Origin of the sequence: Alteromonas sp. D210916BOD_24, from assembly GCF_047159385.1 — a bacterium.
In the GTDB taxonomy this organism is placed as follows: domain Bacteria; phylum Pseudomonadota; class Gammaproteobacteria; order Enterobacterales; family Alteromonadaceae; genus Alteromonas.
In genome coordinates this window covers 2,293,024-2,312,416 of record NZ_AP038333.1, presented here as the reverse complement: position 1 = coordinate 2,312,416, position 19,393 = coordinate 2,293,024, and the positions used below count along the sequence as shown (strand labels likewise).

Annotated in this window: 13 protein-coding genes; 4 read left to right on the top strand and 9 right to left on the bottom strand. The window is 44.1% G+C overall.

The genetic code is table 11. From position 1 onward, the window contains the following. Positions 1-12 precede the first annotated feature (12 nt). The 5 genes from ACMCM8_RS10040 to ACMCM8_RS10020 form a co-directional block, all read right to left on the bottom strand. On the bottom strand, positions 13-369 hold the full coding sequence (locus tag ACMCM8_RS10040) for an outer membrane protein assembly factor BamE (RefSeq protein WP_412722504.1): 357 nt from the start codon (positions 367-369) through the stop codon (positions 13-15). 115 nt (positions 370-484) lie between these two features. Then, on the bottom strand, positions 485-2,170 hold the full coding sequence (gene recN / locus ACMCM8_RS10035; RefSeq protein ID WP_412722503.1) for a DNA repair protein RecN: 1,686 nt from the start codon (positions 2,168-2,170) through the stop codon (positions 485-487). A gap of 337 nt (positions 2,171-2,507) precedes the next feature. Beyond that, complete coding sequence (gene dps, locus ACMCM8_RS10030) at positions 2,508-3,017, bottom strand: DNA starvation/stationary phase protection protein Dps (protein WP_412722502.1); 510 nt, start codon at positions 3,015-3,017, stop codon at positions 2,508-2,510. Between the two features lie 248 nt (positions 3,018-3,265). Next, on the bottom strand, positions 3,266-4,141 hold the full coding sequence (nadK, locus tag ACMCM8_RS10025) for an NAD(+) kinase (RefSeq protein ID WP_412722501.1): 876 nt from the start codon (positions 4,139-4,141) through the stop codon (positions 3,266-3,268). A gap of 181 nt (positions 4,142-4,322) precedes the next feature. Further along, positions 4,323-6,710, bottom strand: a complete 2,388-nt coding sequence (locus ACMCM8_RS10020; protein ID WP_412722500.1) for a fatty acid cis/trans isomerase — start codon at positions 6,708-6,710, stop codon at positions 4,323-4,325. Between the two features lie 223 nt (positions 6,711-6,933). On the opposite strand from ACMCM8_RS10020, the gene ACMCM8_RS10015 reads away from it, so the two are divergent. Further along, a complete protein-coding gene (locus ACMCM8_RS10015; protein ID WP_412722499.1) occupies positions 6,934-8,148 on the top strand; it encodes a sensor domain-containing diguanylate cyclase in 1,215 nt (404 codons plus the stop codon). Between the two features lie 194 nt (positions 8,149-8,342). After that, positions 8,343-11,348 (top strand): ligand-binding sensor domain-containing protein, encoded by a 3,006-nt coding sequence (locus tag ACMCM8_RS10010; RefSeq protein WP_412722498.1) that lies wholly within the window; start codon positions 8,343-8,345, stop codon positions 11,346-11,348. A gap of 34 nt (positions 11,349-11,382) precedes the next feature. On the opposite strand, the gene ACMCM8_RS10005 is transcribed toward ACMCM8_RS10010, so the two are convergent. From ACMCM8_RS10005 to ACMCM8_RS09990, 4 genes are all read right to left on the bottom strand, one after another. Beyond that, entirely contained in the window at positions 11,383-12,150 is a 768-nt protein-coding gene (locus ACMCM8_RS10005; RefSeq protein ID WP_412722497.1) for a 3-hydroxybutyrate dehydrogenase, read from the bottom strand. Beyond that, positions 12,143-13,195, bottom strand: a complete 1,053-nt coding sequence (locus tag ACMCM8_RS10000; RefSeq protein WP_412727678.1) for an extracellular catalytic domain type 2 short-chain-length polyhydroxyalkanoate depolymerase — start codon at positions 13,193-13,195, stop codon at positions 12,143-12,145. Before ACMCM8_RS10000 ends, ACMCM8_RS10005 begins: the two co-directional genes overlap by 8 nt. A 134-nt stretch (positions 13,196-13,329) precedes the next feature. Further along, positions 13,330-14,580: an E22 family MetX-like putative esterase gene (locus ACMCM8_RS09995; RefSeq protein WP_412722496.1), complete on the bottom strand. Its 1,251-nt coding sequence runs from the start codon at positions 14,578-14,580 to the stop codon at positions 13,330-13,332. Between the two features lie 12 nt (positions 14,581-14,592). Continuing rightward, positions 14,593-15,888 carry a GntP family permease gene (locus ACMCM8_RS09990; protein WP_412722495.1) on the bottom strand — a complete coding sequence of 432 codons (1,296 nt, stop codon included), beginning with the start codon at positions 15,886-15,888 and terminating at the stop codon, positions 14,593-14,595. A 352-nt stretch (positions 15,889-16,240) separates the two neighbouring features. Here ACMCM8_RS09990 and ACMCM8_RS09985 point away from each other — a divergent pair, with 352 nt between their 5' ends. Further along, positions 16,241-18,514, top strand: a complete 2,274-nt coding sequence (locus tag ACMCM8_RS09985; RefSeq protein ID WP_412727676.1) for a TonB-dependent receptor — start codon at positions 16,241-16,243, stop codon at positions 18,512-18,514. Between the two features lie 225 nt (positions 18,515-18,739). After that, a complete protein-coding gene (locus ACMCM8_RS09980) occupies positions 18,740-19,375 on the top strand; it encodes a response regulator transcription factor (RefSeq protein WP_412722494.1) in 636 nt (211 codons plus the stop codon). Positions 19,376-19,393: the final 18 nt, after the last annotated feature.

Here is a 19,393-nt window from a genome sequence, read left to right as displayed (position 1 = left end):
AAACCCTAACGTTTAGTTATCTAGCGGGGTATTGAAGTCTTCAGATAATTCGAAATCACCTTCAACCGTGACGACTTTACCGTCGACAAAATTGATCACCATTTGCTTTTGAAAATCCTCACCACGCTTTTTCATTCCGCGTTTCATATCATAAACATAGTACCAGGTGTCATCATCAAAAGAATCCTGCACTACAGGATTACCAAGAACGTATATTACCTGTTCCTTTGTCATACCAACGCGCAGTTTTTCTACATCCCTTTGATCTAAAAAGTTGCCCTGAGGCACATCTATTCGGTAGATCCAGTTTGAGCAAGCTGTTGAGGTAAGTGTTATTCCAAGAATAATTATAAGGTGTTGCAACTTCATGCGATATTTTGTCCAGTATTGCCTTTGTTAGTGCCGCCAATCTGAAAATCGGTGACGGTTTTATTGCAAGCGCGAAGGCATGCTACATTGACAACTATGACCAATCAACTGCATTTTAGTTCGAAGCTGCGCTTTTAAGTAACTCTTTTGCATTCGCAAGGGCAGATTTGGTCACTTTGTCGCCAGCTAATAAGCGTGCTAATTCATCGATACGATCTTGTTTAGTTAACGCAAGCATCTGGGTTTCTGTACTTTCTCCGTCAGTTACTTTAGTCACAAATAGTTGATTATGCGCTTGTGCGGCAACTTGCGGTAAGTGTGTAACACACATGACCTGAGCTTGCTTACCTAATTTGCGTAAAAGCCCCCCTACAATGGATGCAGTAGGTCCACTGATGCCGGTGTCTACTTCGTCGAAAACCATGGTAGGTGTAGCATGATTGTCACTGGCGATGACTTGAATGGCTAAACCAATTCGAGATAACTCACCCCCTGACACCACTTTTTCAAGCTTGTCAGCGTCTTGCCCAGGGTTAGTGGAAACTTTAAATTCAATGGTATCCAACCCCGTACTTACGGGTTTTTTTAGTTCATCGTACAACACGTCAATATTGACTTTGGCGTGGGGCATATTCATCTGCCGAATTTGGCTTTCGATGTCTGAGGCCAACTTATTCGCGGCATTGCATCTGCTTTCAGATAATTGGGTTGTGGCATGCAAATACTGCTTACGCACTTCTTCTACTTCTGTTTCTAGCGTACCCAACAAGCTCTCTTGCTCTCCCAGTGCGTTAAACTCCGCCGTGAGGGCTTGGTGATGATGAAATAATTCTTCTGGCATCACGGTATGTTTTCGCGCTAGTTCCATCGCTTTGGCATAACGTGCTTCTACTTGTTGCAAACGCAATGGATCTATCTCTAAATGGTCGCAATAACTGCGCAGTTCACCTGCGGCTTCTTCAACCTGAATAGCAGCGTCGTTAAGCAGTGAAATGATGGGGGTTAAGTGTGCGTCGTGGGCTTCTAATTCCCCGAGGCGTTCTATACTGCTTTGGATCACTGACAGCGCGTTACCTTCGTCGCTTTCATAAAGGTTATAGACACTTCTTTGCGCTTGCTCTAGCAGGCTTTGCCCGTTGCTCAAACGTTTGTGTTCCACTTCTAACTCTTCAAATTCACCCTCTTCAATGGCAAATTCGTCCAGTTCCTGCACCTGATAGGTTAACAGTTGAAGTCTATCTTCCCGCTGTTGTGCCTGGGCTTGAAGGTCTTTAAGCGTTTTTTGTTTGTCTTTCCACACAGCGAACGCGCGACCCACTTCTTCTAAAAGGGGCGCGTGCTTAGCATAACTGTCGACTAACTGGCGCTGATGTTCTTCTTTCAATAGTTGTAAATGTGTATTTTGCCCGTGAATGGCCAATAAATATTGACCCAACCCTTTGAGCTGCTGAAGCGAAGCTGGAATACCATTAATAAAGGCTTTCGAGCGGCCTTCTTTAGAAATTACTCGCCTTACAAAACAACTGTTTTCATCTTCGTCCGAGGTGAGTTCATGCTCGTCGAGGAAAGCCTTTGCAAGTGCATTATTACACAGCGAGAAATGGGCGATAATTTCCGCTTTCGCCGTACCTTTGCGTACCGCGTTGGCATCCGCTCGTTCACCTAAACACAAGCTTAGGGCGTCGATTGCAATGGATTTACCTGCGCCGGTTTCACCCGTTATGGCGGTAAGTCCATTCTCAAGGTGAATTGACAATTGTTTGACTACCGCGAAATTAGAAATTGAAAGATGCGCTAACATAACCACACTCGAATAAGTTGAACATGATGATATATACAGTATGTGTAAATATATACAGTATTTTAAAAGTGTAAAGAGCATAGCTGAAAGAAAACGACGGAAGCCTTTGATTTAATAAGTAAGCGCATGAATTTAAAGTTAAAATAGTTTGTAAAAGAAATGAGGGTTCTGTGGTTAACAAATTATTTGTACAGTCAATAGGAAGGGAATAGGAGCCGCGCTTCTTCTACTAGCTATATTATCCATGTTACAAAGAACAAAGGAGAGCTTTAACTCTCCTTTGCCAGTTCAATTTAGCGCACGCTAAAGAAAGTGGATGTTGTCATGCTCTAAAAGCCTAAGCCTGAAGTTCACCACTGCCTGACTCGATGTGCGCACGTACAAACCACTGGAATTGTTCCAAATCAGCTAACTGGCCAGTTACCATGTCTTCAGAGACGGGATCGATGTCTCCCAAGGTCTCAATTGCGTTTCTATGATCTTGATTCACGCCAGAATAGACCGCGTCTAGTGCTTTAAGGTGGTCGAGTACCAGTCCTTTCCCAATCTTGTAATCTTCCCAGGTACGACCTTCAACGATGGCCTTGGGTGTACCTTTGGGTACACCGCCTAGCGTAGCAATGCGTTCAGCGATAGTGTCGGTCATTCCACGTACTGCGTCGACTTGAGGGTCAAGCATTTCGTGTACACCGATAAAATTAGGACCAACGACATTCCAGTGAATGTGCTTCAAGGTCAGTTGAAGATCTAATAAGGCAACTAGACGTTTCTCCAATACCTCAATAGTTTTAGCAGCTGCATCGTTATCCATTCCCGGTGCTGTAAATTTGATATTGGTATTGCTCATGTTATCTCCTGATTATTTATTGCAGAAAAAGCGATACGTTCATATAGGCGACGTATCGACTAATGCGCGTATTTGCGTATCAGGAAGATTGCAATGGCTATGCCGAAAAAAGATTGCCAAGTAAGTGGCAGATTTTGTTAGAAAAATACGGAAAGTTAAAAAATCTTTATTTTTCAGTATGCTAAGATTTACGAAAAACCTACATGATCTTGTAATAGTTGCAGAGTAAAGCGTTGTCGCTTGCTCTCTTAGTACAGCTTGCTGCCCCAGCCAAGTTTCTTGCGCAGCACATTAAAATAGCTGTATCCCTTGGGGTGAACCAAGTGCAGTTTGTCAGCGCTCTTATTAATTCGAATTTCATCACCGGGCAGCACGGGAAGTACAATATGGCTGTCGCAACTTACTTGCAGTGAATCACTGTTGACCTTTGATACTTTCATCGATACCTGACTGTCGGCATCAACCACAATAGGCCGGCTGCTCAACGTATGGGGGAACATGGGCACTAGCGTCAGGGCATTGAGCTTTGGCATGATGATGGGGCCACCAGCAGATAAGGAATACGCCGTAGAACCCGTAGGGGTGGCTACAATGAGGCCGTCGCTGCGCTGGCTAAACACGAATTGATCATCGATGTATATCTCAAACTCCATCATGTGAGCCACTTTGCCGTGGTGTAATACGACTTCGTTTACTGCTGAATTATTGCTCTTGAGTTTTTCGTGACGGTACACGGCTACTTCAAGTAAAAAGCGTTCTTCTACCACACAGTCGCCGCTGAAGATTAAATCCAACTGCTGCGTGATGTCATCGGGATGAATATCAGTGAGAAACCCCAGATTTCCACGGTTAACCCCAACCACATGAATATCAAAGCGCGCCAGTACTCGCGCTGCACCCAGCATGCTGCCATCACCACCTACTACCACTGCCAGATCGGCTTCTTTACCAATGGTTACCAAATTGCAGCTTCTGAAACTATCGGTTTCCAGTTCTTTGGCGATGCTCTCTTCAACCAATAAATCGCAGCCTTTAGCAAGCAAATAGTTGGCAAGAATATTCAGACTATCGTGGGTAGCCGCGTGTTGAGGTTTTCCAATTAAAGCAACGGTTTGATAGGGCATGGAGCACTAATGTTCTTTCATTTCCAATGAGTTGGACATTAGCACAGGTGTTTCATAAAAGAAAAGCAGTAACGCAAAGTTTACCAGTGTGACCCAGGCTAGCGCCCACTTGGTTTTTTTACGTCTATCACGTTATTGGTCTTTCCCTTAAATGTGCCTGCTCACCTACCACACATCTTATTTAACGGTTTTCTAGTCGATTGTAATCTAACAACCCACCTTCAATAGGGAAGCGCGCCTTCGACCACGCAGCCAGTTCATCACTAAATCTCCAGAAGTTTGGATTAGTGCGTCGTATGCCTATTTTATCTAATAATTGGCGATAATCTGCTTCGTCATTTAGCTCAGCAAGCGCGTGTAGTGTTTGATCGATGTCTGATGCGTTTATCTGCCAAAAGGCATCGGGATAGCTTCCCAAAAATCCGTGCACCAAGGTCAATGCATCTTTCTCAGGTTCGCGGTTTTTTTCTTCAAGAAATAAGCTGTTGACGTTGTAGTGGGCACTGTCTCTCAAAATGGTAAACACTTCAAATTCACTGGGGGAGGTATCGCTTCTTACCATGACCATAGTGGTTTCGGGTAGCAGGGTTGCCTGTTTGGCGGGCAATTCATCAATGGTTTTTAACGCTGTCAGTTGCTCGGGGCTTAGTACGCGCTTTTTCGTGGTGGCTGTATTTGGTTGTACATCATGCAAATAAGCTTTTAACAAGCCATAAAGTTCCTGTTGTGGCGTGGTCGTTTCATACACAATGCCACTTTTTTGCTCAAAACTATTAATATCGCCTTCGAGGAAATCACTCAGCTCAGGACCGGCCTTTTGATACCAATCTGCCAAAAGCGTACGCCGCGAATTGGGCGGCAATAAATTGAGAAAATTTGATTCGCCTTCCATGCGAAGAAAATCCATATACAGTCGGGTCATCAGCTGATGACCATAATTGCCATAGACATCAAACCCTGCCACCAACAAATAGTGAATGCGTTCAAGCAGTGCATAATCAATAACCCATGCGGTTTTAGGCGGTTTACCCACCATGCCTTGTACTACAGTGGCATTGTCGAAGTGGCGAAATACGGTAAGACTAGCGTTAGTATTGTCGCCATCCCCCGCCCAAATACTGTTTAACGTTAAATGCTCTGAATGAGTAAACTCATTGTTTAAAAATCGCGTTCGGGCACGCATGTAGTCACCCTGTCGCTTAGCATATTTAACCCAGTTGACGGCAAACGCGGTACTGTCTTTTTCGGCAGGCAGATGAAGGTTCTTTCGCTGTGAGGCATAAAAAGCATTTACTGTTGGTGAAGCGGCAACGTCGGGATCAACAAAAAACACCCAAAACCGATCGTTGATCACATTCAACGCCACTTGGCCGCGACAAACTGGCCCTTTGATATAACCCATAATGGTGTTTTGGGCGCGCTCTAACATAAAGCGATAGCGACTTTTTACAGGTAGCAAACTAAAAGCAGTCAAGGGATTTGCTGCTACATCAGACTGATAAGAAGGCAGCGACTCAACGGCATAGTCGCTTTCAATAAACCATGTATGCCACTTGGCCAAAAGGGCTGGGGTGATGGCGTAAGGCTGATGGGTTTTACTGACAATGGTCGAATGTACAGGCTGCAGGCGATACCACACGCGCGCCACTTTTGGATCGTCAAAGGGTCTACGTGTAGCAATAATATCAAGAGGTTTACCCGGCGCGGTCGTAGAGCGAACAAGATTATAAAACTGCGGCGTTTCTCCTTCTTCGACATTCTCTTCAAAATACAAATGGGAAGTAAACAGGTGCTCGTAAATATAGCGTGCTGACAATTGCGCTTTGTTACTGTTTTGATTCAGCCAGACTTCCAGTTCGCTGACCTTGGCTATTTCTCGGTCGCTTAGCGGCTTGGGCGAGGGCAATGGCGCCCCCTGATATAACCAAGTAAGTAAAGTAGTGTGCTCAGCGTCATTGAGTCCAGGTAAGGCGTAGGGCATGCCGCCTAGAGGATGTTTGGCAATGTAAGTACCCATTTCATCCAGCGTTGGGCATTGTTGTTCGCGGTTTAGACTAATATCAAATCGGTCACTGAGATGAGATCCTGTAGGCAATGGATGGACTTTTTTCAACAGTAACATTTGCGCTAAAACCGAAGTTTGCGAAGTGTCTGTCCCTTTTTGTTGCTGTCGTTGTGACTGGGGCGATGAGAGCACATTGTAAAAGCCGCGTTCTCGCCATTGTTCAACAGCGTCAGTATCAACAAATAACCGGTTAGGTTTGGCGGCAATTAAGCGCGATCCTTCGTAGACCTTTTCTTTGTTAGCGCCTCTGGCCAGTCCTTCTGGAGATGACATCTTTAGCTGACAAGGCGCGTCGTAACAGGCGTGGCAAACCACACAGCGCGAGGTGAGAACTGGCTCTACTTGCGTGTCAAAGAAGTCTTGAGGTAAATCAGTGGCGGTAAGTACCATGGCAGGGGCGGTAAGAAGAGGGGATTCTGTCATTCGCGCCTGCCAAATAGAGTAAGCCACAACAGCAACCAAAACACTAAACAACGCGACTTTTCCCTTGCTAAACCACTTCATACAATGCTTCCTAACCAGAGTGAAATTTAGTCTACCACTCATTTGTGCAACTCGGTGCTATTTGAAGGAGATTAATAGAAAAAATTTGGGTTATTCATATAGTTTATTGAATTGTGTTATATAGTTAACTGTTCTCAGTTAAGTTGCCAGGGCGAGGTTATACATGTTTAGCAGTGCATCACATCATGCGTTAGCAGACGCTGTGAATTTGGTTTGTGCGCCAGTGGCAATTTTTGAACGTGCGGTGGAAGATTGCTTCAGACTAAGCATTGCTAATGAATTATTTGCCGAGGCAACGGGTGTGCCTACACGTACCGCTAAGGGAAATAATCTGGCAGCGATATTTCCTCAGCATATAACCACGCCAATGCGGGATGCATGTTCTAGGGCTTTAGAAACTAAATTATCACAACAATTTACACTGGCTGAATCCCAGTGTGAAACAAATCACTGCTGGAACGGTTTCGTAGCGCCTTGTATTAACAATGACAACGGTCATCAGAGAGTCATGGTAACGCTCGTTAGGTCGACTGAAAATACAACTCTCGTTAAAGCTGTAACAAAAACTGAAAGTAGGTATGAAGCTATTGTTACCAATGCCTATGAAGGCATTATATCTATTGATGAAGACCAAAATATCCTATTAGCCAATAATGCAGCAAAAAAAATATTTGGTACCAATGAGCTGGAGGGGAAGCCTCTTAGTAACTTGATCCCAGCCGCTTTCAGACACAAACACCCTGAATATGTACAGAGCTTTAAAAATGCCGAGGTGGCATCTCGCCCTATGCATTTAAGAGCATCCGTTATGGGCGTAAAAGCAAATGGTCAGCAGGTTCCACTGGAAATCACCATTGCTAAAATTAATGTTGATGGTAAAACAGAAATGACTGCATTTATCAGAGATATTACCGAAAAAAATCAGCTCATAGATGAACTCAATCATATTTCTCATACCGATAGTTTAACCGCATTAAATAACCGTCGGTACCTTGAGTCAGTGCTGTTAAGAGAGTTCGAAAGAGCGGTAAGGTACGGAACAAGTTTAAGTATTTTATTTGTTGATATAGATAACTTTAAAAACTTTAATGATAGATACAGTCACTTGGTTGGCGATATGGTGCTAAAAAAAGTGGCTGGTATTTTCCAAAAAAGCCTGAGAGATAGCGATATTGCCTGTCGATGGGGCGGTGAAGAGTTTGTGGTGTTGTTACCTGAAAGTGATATTAAAGACGCTTCATTATTAGCTGAACGGCTTCGAGAAGCGGTAGAGAATTTCTCTTTCGTTCACGAAGGCGTGACTCACAAAATCACAATTAGTGTTGGTGTGGCGGGATTAAAAGAGCAACACCAAACGCCTAATGAAATGCTGCAAGATGCAGACGATGCCATGTTAGACGCCAAAAAAGGTGGAAAGAATAAGGTGATTACTAGATAAACTGATATTAGTAGCAGCTTAAATATAGCAATATCCTCTTGCTATATTTTCTTGTTACATATTTATTCGTTAACTTATTTTCAAACTAAAAACTAAAAACTAAAAACTAAAAACTAAAAACTAAAAACTAAAAACTAAAAACTAAAAATAAGATGATAATAAAATTTCAACTGCTTCTTTGTTTTCTTTTTCTTATGTTAGTGCCTGCAAAGGCTGCCGAAACGCCTCTTGAATTAGAGCAATATAAATACAAATTTAAAAACTTTAAACATAAAGGGATAAAGTATACAACAACGTCACTAACTCAAGATGAAATTGGCGCCATATGGATTGGAACTCAAAACGGTTTAATCAGGTTTGATGGCTACGATAAAACAATAATTAAAAACATCTCAGGGAATGTTAACTCTTTGTCTTCAAATTACATCGGTTCTTTAGATGTTGATAATTACGGCAATATTTGGGTTGGTACGAATAACGGGTTAAATATTGTCAATGTAAGTAATTCAAAAGTATTTCGCGCGGGTACATATCATAAGTCACTGCAACCTCTAGATAAAGGCTACATAAACGCTATACATTCTGCACCCAATGGTAATATTTGGATAGGCACTGATGATGGGTTGTTTATCTATTTTTTCGACTCTTCTAAGCTCGTGAAAGTAAAAAGTCACCAGAATGATCCGTTCGCGCTACAAGAAAATAGAATTGTTGGTATCAATACAGACGAAGAAAACTACGTGTTAACAGAAAAGTCTGTCTACAAAATTCACGATAATTTTAATGCGGAAAAAATCCTTTCATTTGAAGAAAAAACAGGAGCTACTACTTCGTTGCAAGCTTTTCTGGTGACAGAAGATAGTATTTATTTGGGTACGACTAACAGCGGTTTATACCGATATTCTCTAGCAGAAAAATCCGTTTTCAAGAGCGAAAAAGGGCCAAAAGATAATGACATTCGCAGTATAAAAAAAGACAAAAATGGAACGATCTGGGTTGCGTCTACTAACGGACTTTTATTGTTTAAAAAAGGTGAAGAGGAAGTGTTGCACCTTACAATGAAAAACCATCAGTACAGAGGATTGGATACTGATTACCTAACTTCAGTATTTGTAGATAAAGAAAATCTCGTATGGATAGGCAGTCACGATACTGGAGTTTATTTATATTCACCAAACAATAGTCATATTGCCACCATCCCAGTAATGGGAGAGTTAATTCCAGGGGGAGCCAGAACCATAGCGATGACAGTTGGTAAAAGTGATGAAGTGTGGCTAGGTGGCAAAGAAGCCATAATTAAGCTCGATTTTCAAAAGGGAAAAATGACTGCTTTTTCTGAACCCGATGAATTTAAATCATCCATTACCTATGGTTTAGCATTCGACCATAAGCGCAACAAAGTTTATAGCACTACAAAAAAAGGTATAACAATATTTGATACCGTCAAAAAAGAATTCTCTAGTTTTATTCCTTTTGACAAATATAAAGGCGCTTATGGAATTCATATAGACGGACAAGACCAATTGTGGGTCGGCTCAAATTCGTCTGACGGTATCAGTGTGTTTAATTTGATAACTGGGGCATTAATTAAATATATTCCTGCTCAACGAACATATTCTTTTTATGAAATTGAAAAATATATGATGGCTTTTACGACAAACGGGCTATATATCATAAATAAGGATAACTTCTCGTTAACTGTACATAAGCCGGGTACGAAAGATAATATATCGCATAGTTCCACTACTGGGGGGCTCATCGATTCGCGAGGTCAATTTTGGGTAGCGAGTTCAGGTGGATTAAACCTTCATGTTGGTGATTCAATTCTAGAAAATAAATATAAACATTACTCTGAAGCTGATGGGTTTTCTTCGAGTGTTATGACTGGTCCCATTGAAGATGAAGAGCACTTTCTTTGGATTCCAACCTCTAGAGGGTTAAATCGGTTTTCTCCCACAACGGGAAAAGTTAAAGTGCTGGGTGAAAGTCAAGGCGCAGCGGAAAGCTATTTTATTGGCGCCTATGTTAAACTACAAAATGGCACTCTGCTTTTTAATGGTGGACAGACAGGTATTACTGCTATAGAAGCTAGCCAAGTGTTTTGGGGGGAGGGAAATTACTCTCCATTTATAAGTGAAATTCATTCGAATATTCAAAATATAAATGAAGAGAGGAAGTTAGCACTCAGCGTTGCATCCAGTAATTTCTATTCACCTGAAGACATGCATTACAGATATCGGCTAGAAGGCTTTGACAAAGAATTTACTCAAGTAAACTCTAGTAGAAGAAATATAAACTACACAAACCTACCTCCGGGCGAATACACGCTAGCAATTCAAGCTTCCAGCTATAACTCACAATGGAGTGAGCCAATTGTTTATTCTTTCAAAATATCTCCATATTTTTATGAAACTAATGTGTTTAAATTTCTCATTTTCGGTCTTTTTGTGGGATTGTTTTATTTTTCCTATCGAATTAGGTTGAAAATGCTTAAAGACAGCAATCAAAAACTAGAAGCTGCTGTCAAAAAGAGAACAAAGAAAATACAAGAGCAGAAGTTGGCGTTGGAAAATATGGCTATTACTGACCAGTTGACAGGGTTAAATAATAGACATTTTTTAGAAGCTCATATTGAAACAATATGGGAGCAAACCAAACGCCGATTTAGTGAAGACTCTCAGTCAGGTATTGCAGTTTATATAGTCGACTTAGATCATTTTAAACAGGTGAATGATAAATATGGGCATGACGTTGGAGATTTCGTTTTAAAAGAGTTTGCTAGGTTACTCAAAAGTGTTTGTCGGTCATCTGATTATATTATTAGGTGGGGGGGAGAGGAATTCATCATTCTTTCGCCGTACACAAATATAATAGAAACGAAGAAGCTAGTGGTTCGAATAACACAAGTAATTCGAAAGCATAAGTTTAAATATAGCGATGAACAATTCATCTCTATGACTTGCTCTACTGGATTTTACTGTTACCCAGGTAATGAACAAAGTTGTGGTGTCACATTTTCTCAAGCCTTAAGCTATGCAGATGAAGCATTGTATGCAATTAAAAACTTCTCAAGGGATGGTTGGTTAGGCATCGAAATGATCAATACCCCAGTGGAAAATAGCTCAGATTTGAAAGTGTACTTCAATAACATGGAGGGGTTAGAAGAGCACAGTGACGTTAAATTTTGTTCTTCAATATAGCTTGAACTAACGTTGTCAGGGAAAGCCAAGTAAACTACCTGGCTGTCCATCCACCATCTAAAATCATGGTTTGCCCGGTAATGTTACGCGCACTCGATGACATCAAAAAGCTCGCTGTGTCGGCAAGTTCTGTCACGCTGATGAACTGTTTTTTAGGCATAGGCTCTAGCATGATTTTGCTTACTACTTCTTCCTCGGTAAGGTTGTTCTCTTTGGCCTGAGCGGCAATCTGTTGCTCGACTAAAGGCGTTTTGACATAGGCAGGGCACAACGTATTTATAGTGACGTCACAGTCTCCGGTTTCCAATGCAATGGTTTTGGCAAAACCCAAAAGACCGTGTTTTGCGGCAACATAGGCCGATTTAAACGGCGACGCTACAATAGAGTGAATAGACCCCACGTTAATGATACGTCCAAAATTCTGCTCTCGCATTGCGGGCAAAAAGGCCTGAGTTAACAAGGCCGGGCCGACTAGCATAATGTTGATGAGCTGCTGCCACTTGTCGGCGGGAAAGTCTTCCAGTCGCGATATATGCTGAATACCCGCATTGTTAATAAGTACATCAACAGTAATGTCGCCTAACGCGTCAGGTAACGCAGCCACCTGCGCTGCATTGCACACGTCAACCGCTATGGCACTTGCCGAGCCATTGTTACGTGCCAGTTTAGCCGCCGCTTCTTGTGCTGCGCCTTCGTTAATATCAGCAATAATCACGTGATGGCCTTGTTTTACCATGGCTTCTGCAATGCCAAAACCAATGCCACTGGCGCCGCCAGTAATAAATACTGTGCGTTTAGTCATCTTTATTCTCCACGGTTGATGTCTGCTGCGGGCTTGCTTGGTCAGGCATTGTTGCAGGTAAGGTGTTAAGCGACACCAGCATTTGTTTTACTGCGCTAATCTGCACACCGTCTCTGTTGGCGTAATCGCTGGATGAATATCCCCACCAATCCCAGCAGCCCTGTGGGTTAAGCGGCATAAATAACGACTTTTTAGTTTGCGGGTAAAGCACCACAATGCGGTTATCGTCGGCCCATTCATTAATACCGGTTTGGGTCACATAGGCATCACCCACGACATCGGCGTATTGGTTACAGCCGTGAAAACTGATGTGAGCACGGCACTGTTCACCTTGTGCGCAGCTTTCAGGTACATACACAAAGCCTTCGCTTGCCAGTGTTTTGGCATCATCACCGGCTATGCGTTGTTGATCGATTGTATACACGGTACCGCTTAGCGCGGTGTCAGGTGCAGTTAAGCCGTCAAGAAGGTGTGAAAGCATGTCGCCAGCCGCATCGTAGTCGCAATTGCCAATGTAGGGACTTTCTGTCTGAATACAATTGACGCCCCTTGACGTAGTGGGGAACAGATGCGCCATGGGCTTGTCGTTTACGTAGGTGATGTTTTGTGTGTCTGTCCACTTTTGATATTGTTGGTACAAGAGGTTGTTAACTTCTTTACTTACTCTCATATCATGGGTGCCGCGAAATAACCATATTTTCGCATCTTTCATGTGACGTAAAGGGGCAATTTTACCTTGTGCGGCGTAGGCTTCGGCTTGCTGTTGCAGCTTTTCTAAATCTATTTCGCCCTCTATTTTATTTACGCATTGCGACAGTGCGGTGGTAATGTCACCTTGCGCACAATAATAAGGGCCAGCAGCCAGCACTCCCACGCCCTTTACCCAGTCGCTATGAGCAAGCTGAAATTGGGTGGCCATGTAGCCTCCTGACGACAGCCCAGATACGGTCACGTCACTTAAATCGAGTCGCAGCGCAGGAACGTGGTTACTTTTCGTTGTATCAGCAGTACTTTGCTGTGCTTCACTATACGCGCACACGCTCATGGCAGATAAACACAGCAGGGTAGTGTGAATGGCCTGGCGTAACTTGGTTGAGCCCAAACGCGGAACCCCTGGTTGGCGTAAGTTGCCGTTGGTCACCCTTGTAAAAAGCGCGTCGCGTTCCATTTTGTTGTTTGTCATAACCTTTCCTTTAATTCTGAATCTAAGAAGGCCTTAATCGCCTCAGCTTGCGCGGAAATATTTGTTACACCTTCTAAATGCCCCAATTGCCCTGACAGATGAGTAAGGCGTGTGTTGTTACCTAAAGTAGCAAGTGCCTGATGCACATCCTCAGACAAATAAGGCATCAACAATAAATCGGTCTGAGATGGGATAAACAATGTGTTGGCGCTAATTTCGGCAAGTCCTTTTTCAAGACTATCTTGATGGCCCGTGACAAACAATTGGCAGGCGCGTACCAAATACAGTAAATGGTTGGCATCCATATGTTTACTGCGCTGGTATGCCCGTTGTTTAAGCCATGCGACAATTGAGTGAGTGTCATTGATGTCATTAAGAGGGCCTTGCTCAATATTACTGAATTTAAGGTTTTTACCCACCGTATTGAAAAAATCCGGTGTCAGGGCGTTTTGTGTAATTAACATTAACGAGGCGGCCAATCCATCAACAGGTTGAGTGGTGTTGCCGTAATTGCCGTTATTCCAGTGTCTGTCCAATTTTATTGGGGTTGCCCAATGTTCTAGCGCGGCGACTGTCCAGGCGTCGCTTTCACCGGTGCCAATCACCGAAACCATGCGCTCCACCCAATCTGGATAAGCACTGACCCATTCTATGGCTTGCATCGAGCCCATAGAAGGGCCCACTACCGCATGCAGTTTAGCAATGCCCAAGCTTTCCAATAAGGCTTTTTGCACGTTTACAAAGTCGCGTATAGTGACCACGGGAAAGTCCAGCCCATAAGGCTTCCCAGTATCAGGGTTAATAGATGCCGGCCCTGTGGTAATCACGTTCTCATCATAGGCATTTAAGTTAACCAGTGTATCGACGCTCACTACATAATAGCGGTTGGTATCAATCGCTTTACCTGGCCCGATGAGGCTATCCCAGTAACCAGGAGCAGGGTCGGTCTCCTGGTATTTACCTGCCGCATGGGACGTACCTGAAAAGTAATGGGTGATCAAAATAACGTTACTTTTGGTGTCGTTAAGTTGCCCGTAGGCTTCCCAGCCCACTTTAACATCGCGAATGGTTTTGCCACCAAAGGTGGTGAATGACGCCATGGTAAAGGTCTGTTTTTCTACCCACAAGGTGTCTGCCACGTTACTGTTTGCCAGTACGGGCTGACTGGCTGTTACTATAAGCAGCGCAAGCCAAACGCTGCGCGAATAGTGCCGCATAATTTGCCTAACCGAAAACTGTAAACCCATGTGTTGTCCTTTTTACAAAACGCTAAACAAACCAATAGCCATAGCAAGCCCTATGAGTGGCACCACCACGGTCAATGCCCCCACAGCCCAATAAGCGGCTTGGTGAGTTTCATGACAAATGGCGCGGATGGTAGTCACTACATAACCGTTATGCGGTAACGAGTCTAACGCACCCGATGAGATAGACACAATGCGGTGTAGCTGATCGGGCTGTACGCCTTGATCAAGATAATGCGGTGCGACTAAGGGCAGCGCAATCGCCTGTCCCCCTGATGCACTGCCAGTTAAACCGGCAATCACGCTTACGGCGATGGCAGCGCCAATTAATTCATTGCCAGGTATTTGCGTCATTAGCGCCACGGTTTGCTGAAAGGCATCGGTATTTTTAGCAATGGCACCAAATCCAACCACCGCCGCCGTGTTGCCTATGGCAATTAATGCCCCGGTGGTGCCAGCGTTGACCGCTACCGGTAAGCTGTGAAAGTGTTTGTAGTTGATCACTAATAAGCACAGTACCCCGCCGCCTAAGGCTAATATAAGTGCCAACTGCGCCAACGCTTCATGGAACATAAAAGAAATTATCAGTACCACAATAAGCGGAATAATACCGGTGAGCGGGTGGGGCAATTCTCGCTCGCGTACTTCAGGGTCGCTAGTGCGACTTTCAAATACTTCGCCGTTATTTACCGCTTTGCGGATCATCTTCGCCAGCCACCAGTAGCCAAATACCGCCATAAACACGGCAACCACTAAACTTACTTCCCACGCGGCAAAAGGCGAGGTACCTAAGTATTTTATTGGGATCCAGTTTTGAATTTCAGGCGATCCCGCAGAGGTCATTGTAAAAGTGACCGAGCCAAAGGCCATAGCTGCAGGTATAAAGCGTCGCGGCAGGTTCGCGTCTTTGAATAAACTCACTGCCATGGGGTAGACCGAAAAGGCCACCACAAATACACTCACACCGCCATAAGTTAAAATGGCACAAGCCAGTACCACGGCAAGCACAGCACGCTTGTAACCTATCTTTGTCACAATCCAGCGAGAAACTGCATCAGCCGCCCCGGTGTCTTCCATAAACTTGCCGAATAACGCCCCCAGCAAGAACATGAAAAACCACGATGCGATAAACCCTGAAAACCCACTCATGTAGGTTTGTACAAAGTTTACGTCGCCAGTGAACACGGCAATGTTGTTGGTGAGTGCGACCAGTAGTGCGCACAATGGCGCCGCAATAAACAAATTCATGCCGCGTATTGTCAATACAATAAGCAACAACAACCCGCCTACTAAGCCAATCATACTTAACATAGTTATTTTCCTTAAAAATCTGTGACCGCAGATGATCCGGAACAGTTAAGTTGATATGCAATGATGAGAATGCCTGTGCCTGCTTTGCAGGGTAAAACAGGGAAAACTCATACAAATCAAATAAAAAGCAATTGAATTGAGATGCAGAGTTTGACGTTACTTTTAACAAAATCCCATAGTACGATGGTACTACATACTGTTAACAAATAATTAACTAAAGTGATTTTGACCGTAGGCTACACATCCGGCAGTGAACAAAATCTAAAACAAAAAAGGAATCACTATGTCACTATCAACACATACACAAGGTTTCGCTTCACTCAATAAGAGCGGGAACGGTACTTCTTCTATTATGCGTCACAGCCTTTGTGCCATGGCAGTCGCGGCAGGGTTGGTTTCTGTGCCTGTGCTCGCGCAGGAAGCCGAAACTACAGCAGACGCAGAAAAAGGCAAGCTGGAGCGCATTGAAGTTACCGCGCGTAAAACCGTTGAATCACTGCAGGAAACGCCCGTTGCCATCACGTCAGTAGGAGCAACCGAGCTTGGTGAAAAGGGTATTAGTGTGCTTACTGAAATCCAACAGTTCTCTCCAAATACCACATTACAGACTAGCCGCGGTACCAACTCTACACTTACCGCGTTTATTCGCGGGCTTGGACAACAAGATCCACTGTGGGGTTATGAGCCTGGTGTCGGAATCTATGTTGATGACGTCTACATTGCCCGGCCACAAGGGGCGGTGCTAGATTTATTGGATGTGCAGCGCATCGAGGTATTGCGCGGGCCACAAGGTACGCTATACGGCAAAAACACCATTGGTGGCGCAGTAAAATACGTGACCAAAGAGATGACAGGGGATACTCACGTTAATGTGGAGGCTACTGTAGGCAGCTATAGTCAACGAGATATCAAACTTACCGGGCAAATCCCACTGGTTGAGGACACGGTTTATTTAGGTGTGGGTTATGCCAATTTAAACCGTGATGGGTTCGGTGAATATCTTATCAGCGCACTGCCGAATCAAGACAAAGAAAACTACAACAAAGATTTATGGGCAGCACGGGTAACCCTTGAAGTGCATCCTAGCGAAGACCTCTTTTTCCGCATTGGTTGGGACAAAACCGAAGATACATCAAATGCCAAAGGGGGATATCGACTACTGCCCAGTATCTTAACTGACGCGCCAGTACCCGATTCGGTGTACGATTCTTACACCAGCCTGCCAACCTGGAACAAGGTAGAATTAGAAGGTTATAACTGGCTAGCTCGTTACAACGTTTCGGATAATTTAGAACTGAAATACATTGGTTCACATCGCGAAAGTTATTCACCCACCAACATCGATTTTGACAATACGCCGTTACCCATTTTCGATGTGCCAGCAGAATATGATGACAGCAATGATACCCATGAACTGCAGGCGAACTATACCGGTGAACAGTACTCCTTGGTATCGGGCGTGTATTTTTATGACGGTGAAAGTTGCGGTAATTTTGATGCAGTGTTGGGCATACTAGGTGCATCACTAGGTGCGCCGGGCTTAACCCGTGAAGTCACAGGCTGTAATAACTCTGAAAGCTGGGCTGCTTATGCGCAGTTGAATTACGACATCACAGATAAAGTGTCGCTATCATTAGGTGCTCGTTACACTGACGAAGAAAAGTCAGCGGTGGTGAATAACGGTTTAATCTTTGACAACGTATACCCCTACACTGACTGGGTTGACGGCTATGTGCGCCCGGATGGTCAGTTAGTACCGCAAGTACTGGGTAGCGATTCCAATGGCGATGGCACGTTAGACGCGCCAGCAGTACAAAGCTGGTCGCGCTTTACGCCACGGGTGGGGGTCGAGTATCAAATGAACCGCGATACTATGTTCTTTGCCAGCTATTCTCAAGGCTTTAAATCGGGCACATTTAACCCAAGAGCACAAACCAATGAGCCGGGTGTAGAGCCTGAAGTGGTGGATAGTTTCGAGCTGGGTGTGAAAAGCGATCTCAGTGATGCACTGCGCATGAACGTGACCTTGTTCTCTTACGACCACAAAGACAGACAATACATTGGAATAGAAGGGGATTCATCTGACCCTACCGCACTGGATCAGCGTTTGCGTAATGCCGCTGAAACCGCGGCAAAAGGTCTTGAGCTTGAAGCGACTTGGGTAGCCACAGACAATTTACAGTTTGACGTAGCCTATGGCTATATCGACTTTGAAATTAAGAAAAACAATGCGATACCGCCGCTGATTGGTCTAGCAAGTACGCCTGAAAATACCTTTAATTTCAACGCAAATTACTTACTAGAAACCGACTTTGGCGATATTTCGTTTAACGCTAACTACTATTATCGCGGTGACTATTTACTGTTTGAAACCAGTGATCTTATCCAACAAGACGCGTATGGCATGGTGAATTTAAGCGCGCGTTGGGAAAGCGTAGAAGGAGATTGGTATGCCGGGTTACATGTGAAGAACCTGACGGACGAAGAATATCTGGTGGGTGGTTATGACTTTGTTACCCGTGACGATGCAGGTAATTATGGTCCGGGCCTAGGGGGCGATACCACCTTGATAGGCTACTATGGCGATCCGCGTACGGTTCACCTCACGGTAGGCTATCGCTTTTAATCGCTAACGAGAAAACTTACATCAGCCCACATCGCAAGGTGTGGGCTTTTGTGTTTTGACGATACGTTTGATGATACCTTCATATGCATATTACCCATTAAGCACTGCTCAGCACAGCGCAGTAATAAAGCATGGTACAAACTTTCAGCTATACCTTTAGGGGTGACGTGGTAGTATGATAATTAACAATCTTGTTACAACAACCAACACCATTGTATTGCCAACATGTCTGTAAAAATTCTTATCGCCGATGACCATCCTTTGTTTCGCGCAGCCATGAGCCACGCCCTTCAGAGTATGCAAAATCTGGAACTGGCAGAGGCGTCGACCTACCCAGACACCCTTGCTGTGTTGCAGCAAGACAATACCATCGACATCGTGTTTTTAGATCTTACCATGCCAGGCAATGATGGTTTGCACGGGTTAACAGAAATTCACGCACTATACCCAGACGTATTAGTGGTTATTGTCACCGCACAGGAAAATCCGCTAATAGTGGAGAAAGCACTTGCACTTGGGGCAAGTGGTTTTATTCCTAAATCTGCGTCGGTAGATTGCATTGTCGATGCAGTCAATAAGGTGCTGGATGGCGAAACCTGGGTTCCTGCTCATATTCAAAATAGTCCGTCTGGCGATACGACCAGTGAAGATTTTAATGCCAGATTACGTCAGCTGACGCCCCACCAGCTTAAAGTGTTGCGGATGGTGGCTGATGGACTGCTCAACAAACAGATTGCCTACGAATTGGCTATTTCTGAATCGACGGTGAAGCAGCATGTATCAGCAGTACTTAAAAAGCTGGGGGTGATAAACCGCACCAAAGCAGGTATTGCCTTTAAACACGCCATGCATGTGGATTAAGCTTAAGGCACAACATGT

Bases quoted from the DNA above. Each gene is read 5' to 3' on its own strand.
- ACMCM8_RS10040 (WP_412722504.1), bottom strand. From the start codon at position 369: ATGAAGTTGCAACACCTTATAATTATTCTTGGAATAACACTTACCTCA.
- recN (WP_412722503.1), bottom strand. From the start codon at position 2,170: ATGTTAGCGCATCTTTCAATTTCTAATTTCGCGGTAGTCAAACAATTG.
- dps (WP_412722502.1), bottom strand. From the start codon at position 3,017: ATGAGCAATACCAATATCAAATTTACAGCACCGGGAATGGATAACGAT.
- nadK (WP_412722501.1), bottom strand. From the start codon at position 4,141: ATGCCCTATCAAACCGTTGCTTTAATTGGAAAACCTCAACACGCGGCT.
- ACMCM8_RS10020 (WP_412722500.1), bottom strand. From the start codon at position 6,710: ATGAAGTGGTTTAGCAAGGGAAAAGTCGCGTTGTTTAGTGTTTTGGTT.
- ACMCM8_RS10010 (WP_412722498.1), top strand. From the start codon at position 8,343: ATGTTAGTGCCTGCAAAGGCTGCCGAAACGCCTCTTGAATTAGAGCAA.
- ACMCM8_RS10005 (WP_412722497.1), bottom strand. From the start codon at position 12,150: ATGACTAAACGCACAGTATTTATTACTGGCGGCGCCAGTGGCATTGGT.
- ACMCM8_RS10000 (WP_412727678.1), bottom strand. From the start codon at position 13,195: ATGAGCGTGTGCGCGTATAGTGAAGCACAGCAAAGTACTGCTGATACA.
- ACMCM8_RS09995 (WP_412722496.1), bottom strand. From the start codon at position 14,580: ATGGGTTTACAGTTTTCGGTTAGGCAAATTATGCGGCACTATTCGCGC.
- ACMCM8_RS09990 (WP_412722495.1), bottom strand. From the start codon at position 15,888: ATGTTAAGTATGATTGGCTTAGTAGGCGGGTTGTTGTTGCTTATTGTA.
- ACMCM8_RS09985 (WP_412727676.1), top strand. From the start codon at position 16,241: ATGCGTCACAGCCTTTGTGCCATGGCAGTCGCGGCAGGGTTGGTTTCT.
- ACMCM8_RS09980 (WP_412722494.1), top strand. From the start codon at position 18,740: ATGTCTGTAAAAATTCTTATCGCCGATGACCATCCTTTGTTTCGCGCA.